This is a genomic window from Deltaproteobacteria bacterium, from assembly GCA_018668695.1.
Taxonomy (GTDB): domain Bacteria; phylum Myxococcota; class XYA12-FULL-58-9; order XYA12-FULL-58-9; family JABJBS01; genus JABJBS01.
This window is the reverse complement of the sequence record JABJBS010000072.1, coordinates 1-3,750: the sequence shown is the minus strand read 5'-3', so window position 1 is coordinate 3,750 and position 3,750 is coordinate 1. Positions and strand designations below refer to the sequence as shown.

General features: G+C 50.6%; 3 protein-coding genes. All 3 read right to left on the bottom strand.

All coding sequences use genetic code 11. From position 1 onward, the window contains the following. Positions 1–93: 93 nt before the first annotated feature. Positions 94–2,133 carry a TRAP transporter large permease subunit gene (locus HOK28_04100; protein MBT6432248.1) on the bottom strand — a complete coding sequence of 680 codons (2,040 nt, stop codon included), beginning with the start codon at positions 2,131–2,133 and terminating at the stop codon, positions 94–96. A 13-nt stretch (positions 2,134–2,146) separates the two neighbouring features. Continuing rightward, positions 2,147–3,154, bottom strand: a complete 1,008-nt coding sequence (locus HOK28_04095; protein MBT6432247.1) for a hypothetical protein — start codon at positions 3,152–3,154, stop codon at positions 2,147–2,149. 46 nt (positions 3,155–3,200) lie between these two features. Beyond that, positions 3,201–3,750 (bottom strand): hypothetical protein (locus HOK28_04090; GenBank protein ID MBT6432246.1); only part of this gene is annotated, 550 nt, incomplete at its 5' end.

The window sequence follows — 3,750 nt, the reverse complement described above, 5'->3', positions numbered from 1 at the left end:
TGTACCTTGCCTTCGATCAGAAGTTCGAGTCGCTCCATGATGCCCTCCATCCCATGAGGCCTCTAGATGGTATCAAAGTTTTACGACCAAGACTTAAATATAAAACGGTACGAATGCCACGAGTACCAAGGTAATGGCCAAGACCACCATTGGCAAAAGGATGCGCTCATGACGCAACCAAAAGCCGGCTCCTTCGGGAACCATATCCTTGTATTCCTCTTCCCCAATGACCTGCCTGGTGAGCAAGTGGTTCAGAGCAACGGGCGGGGTTAAGTATCCCAGTTCAAAGGCTACGATGACGACCATCCAGAAGTGTACTGGGTCGATACCATTGCGGTATGCAACATCCGCGATGGATGCTGTAACCAAAATAACAGCGCCGTATGGGTCCATGGTCATACCGATGATGACCAGAGCCACCACCAAGAGGCCCATGGTAGCCATGGGAGTACCGAAGCTTTGCGGGAAGAGGTTCATAATTTCTGAACGCTCTACGATACCACCCAAGCAAATCGAAAGTGACATCAACATCAAGAGGGCACCAATGTGTCCACTTGTTTCGCTGGTAGCCTTCACACACATGACACGAAAGCCAGGTGAGTCTTCACCCTCTTTGCGTCGACTGTATTTGTCGTAAGCCAACAAGACTAAAAGAACCACGGGCAAAATGACACTTGCTGTATGCTCATTAACCGGCGTTGAAAGAACAAAGTGATAGAATGCCCAAATCACAAAACCAATGAATGCATAGGGAGCCAGTGGCTTAAGCTTTCTCAAACTTCCGGGAATAGCTTCCGACGGCGGTGCCATCTCCAATGGACCTTGCCTAGAGACCAAAGAAACAACCAAGAACAAGAGCGCGGTAAGAACGTAAATCTTCCAGCCCCAGCCGAAGAGTTCGTCTGTCGTCACTTGCTTGTTGAGTGACGCTACAATCACCACCAAGAGGCAAGGCCTTAAAACCACACCAATGCTGCCCGACATAGCTGTCGCGGCCAACGCGAGCTGCTTGCGTGCACCGGCTCTTCTAAGCTCGTCATAAATGACAGCACCCGCTGCGATGACGAAGATACCCGATGCGCCGCTGTAAGCAGTTGGGATAGCCGAAAACGCAACCACCACAAAAGCCATGAGCTCTGGCGTTAATTTCCAAGGGCGAAGAACATCAAAGGCAAGGGTTGCCAAGCGTGTTTGCTTTAAAAGCATACCCACCCAAACATAAAGCCCGACTGCCAGATAGAGCATCCGGTGCTCAGCCAATTTGCCCAGATAAATAGACAGGCCTGCCGGGTGCCCTTCACTGAACAAAAAGTAGTAACCGCTGACCAATGCCATGGTGGTGAAGAGTGGAATGGTTAAGAGCGCATGACCGATGGTCCCATTCTCTTCTGCATCTTCAGGAGGACGAAGCGTATGAATAAGCGTCTGAGCCGCCATCGCAAAGAAGCCGAGCATCCACATAATGTGCATCGGCTGGTCTTCCAAGTGACCTGCAGCCACATCGATCTGCCAAAATGAATAGGCGGAGTACGTGAGCATGACATGAGCTATAAATTGAGAGCCCGATGAAATTCGGTGATCCAGCACCGACTTTGCAGGTCTCAACGCAATGTGCTCCCGGCGCATCGTAGCGACAAGCCCCGCAATCAAAAGCATCAATATCAGAATGTGCTTAGAGTAGTGATCGACGGTATGGATAACTGCTGCGACACTGGTCTCCACGGAGCGATAGACTCTCACGCCGGTGGTAATACTATCCACAGCCTCTTTGTAGTCCGCATGCAGTTTCAGGCAGTCTTGCTTTGCCTTTAACCGCGAGGCTGCCTTGTCCTCTTCTGAGACTTCGTCTTCTTCACCGAAAAGGTCATCGAGATCATCGAGTGCATCGTCCTCTTCCTCAGCTGCAGCAGGTGCTTCTTGAACCTCCCCCGCTGTGTCCGGGTTACAAGAGGGCTGCACGGGATCGACCCGCATCTTGAAATAGCCAGGCCAGACAGAATCACCAATGGCCAAAAGCCGAGAGTGACTCTTTTCCCCTGTGCCAAAAGCAATAACCGTCAGTAAGAGAACGAGAATCGGGATGGTGGATATAAACCGCACCAATCCCGACGAATTTTTGGAAGAATCGGACACTTAAATGACTCTCTTATTCTAGAAGGGTAGTGCACTCAGAGCGGGTACCGTCCATTTTACAACGGGTACGGCGAAGCAGCTTCAACATCGTTTTGTCGTATACTTTTTCGCCGTCACGTAAACGAATACGTGTCTGCTGAAACATGCTGTCGTAACGAGCTTTGTCGGCATCAGATACGGAAATCCATGAAGATTTTGGAATCTTGGATTCTGCCATCTGATTCAACGCCTGAAACTTATCAAAGTTACTCGCTGCCCACTTACGAGAAGCATTACCGTATTCAGGCGTAAACTTGCTGGCACGGGTTAGCACTTGGAAAGTAACCATGGCGAGAGGGTACTTCAAAACCCCGCCTTTGGTGCCCATGCCCTTTTGCAATTCAAGCGCTTCATACGCAAGCGCCGGTGCGTAGCACATCGCAACGTTCTTATTATTGAACATACCCGCGAATGTACCGAGGTCAGCTGAAACCATAGAGGCTCCAACTTGAGACGCCATCGTCTTCGATGCTTTGTCGTGTTCAAGAACCGCTAAGCGCTTGCCCGCGAGTTTTTCAACCGAATTGATTCCCTTGTCATTTACGAAGAGAAATACTGCGCCAGCTGGAAAGATAGCGGCAACTTCGTAGTCATCCTTCTTCATCAGCTTGCCGGCTTTGGGATTGGCGAGCATCTTCACCACTTTTTTCAAGTGGGGATAAGTTGGAAGAGCACCCATCGCTTCAACCGTTCCTGAGAACTTTTGAAAACGGCGAACACGCGTTCCCGTCAAAACAGCTGCGTCACACTTTTCCGCTTTGAAGTCATCGCTAACAGTTTTTTCGTCTGTGTAGGGGCGAAGCTTAAAATCAATGCCCCAAGCTACCGCAGCGGTGCGATAATCTTTCATGATCTGATAGATATCACCGTTGGCACCGCTGGGGTCGAAAACGCAAAGTGTACGCTTCTCGCCTGCCAATGCCTGTGTCGAAGCAAGCATCATACCTGCTGTCAAAACCAAAATGAGACTACGACGAAACATATTTACTCCTAAGATGTTATCCCCGGGTGACCCCAACCCCTCGATACTATTCCAAACCGTCGAGCAGATCATCCGAGTCGCCGTCTTCTTCGGCGTCCTCTTCCCAGAACGATCCCAGCATCCCTGCTGGTGTTCGATGGCCTTTGCCATCCATCCAAATCAAATCTGAGAAATGTCGTACCATAACAGTGGCATAGGCATCCAATAATCCACCATTATCCGGTGCTGAAACAGCCGCCTGTGAGACGACCGCCTGCCCGATCAATTCTGGATTTTTTTCAGATTTTCCAGCAGAACTGGCTACTCGGATGTAAAGTGCCCGTGCCATGCGAACTCCACCGGCATCACCGATGGCTGCAGACTCTTCCAAAAGCTGCCAAGGGTCAAAGCCTTGAGGCGCTGTGGCTGGGATTGAAGCGTAAATTGCGCCTCGGATGGCCCCTGGAAGCCCCCAGTAAACGTTCGTGTCTAAGCATTCTGTAGCCCGAATAACCTGCGCGGGAATCCCCATATCAACACCGACCATTCCGCCTGATGCCTTATCGTGAAGCGCGGCCTGCAAACCTGCGGAAAGTCCCATGAGATAGAGGATTTCC